This is a genomic window from Mesorhizobium sp. M4B.F.Ca.ET.089.01.1.1 (genome assembly GCF_004022605.1).
Lineage (GTDB): Bacteria > Pseudomonadota > Alphaproteobacteria > Rhizobiales > Rhizobiaceae > Mesorhizobium > Mesorhizobium abyssinicae.
Map to the genome: position 1 here is coordinate 1 of NZ_RZOS01001181.1, position 621 is coordinate 621.

Genomic DNA, 621 nt, shown 5'->3' on the forward strand with positions numbered 1-621 from the left:
TGTCGCTGCGTTGGTACCGGGACTGCAAGTAGGGCCTTTCCAACCCGCTCACCGCCGACCCAGAGGTCCAGACGGCAAACATCGCCGAACTCGTTCTTTCCCCTTGTATCTGCACGGAAGGTTTTTTGTGCGATGGAAGCGACTGAGCCTCGAACCGGATGGCCATCCGGTTCGAGGCTTGGCGAAGTCGCCCGACGCCCCTCCGGTTAGAACCGTGGTTGAGCATGGGACCTTCGCCTTCGTCACGTACGACCGAATAGTCGCTTGGCTCCAATCGCACGCACAAGGCAGGTTACCGTGAACAAGACCATCTGTGGAGTGGACGTTTCGAAAGAATGGCTCGATGCCCATGTCGAGCCGAACGGGGCGGCAGGCCGCTTCCGTAACGATGCGGCACGCATCACCGATCTGGCCGCTTGGTGTCAGGGCCATGGCGTCGAGCTTGCCGTCATGGAGGCCAGCGGCGGCTACGAGCGGCTGGCCTTGCTGCTGCTGTGGGATCTGAGCCTGCCTTGCGCTCTCGTCAATGCGCGCAGCGTGCGCCGTTTTGCAGAGGCGATGGGCTTCCTGGAAAAGACCGATGGGATCGATGCCGCCATGATCGCCGGCTACGCACAGGCC

At 62.0% G+C, this 621-nt stretch carries 1 protein-coding gene; it reads left to right on the top strand.

Annotation, left to right across the window (positions count from 1 at the left end; genetic code table 11):
* Window positions 1-297 precede the first annotated feature (297 nt).
* On the top strand, window positions 298-621 hold a 324-nt coding region (locus EN780_RS36675), incomplete at its 3' end, for a transposase (RefSeq protein ID WP_245500257.1).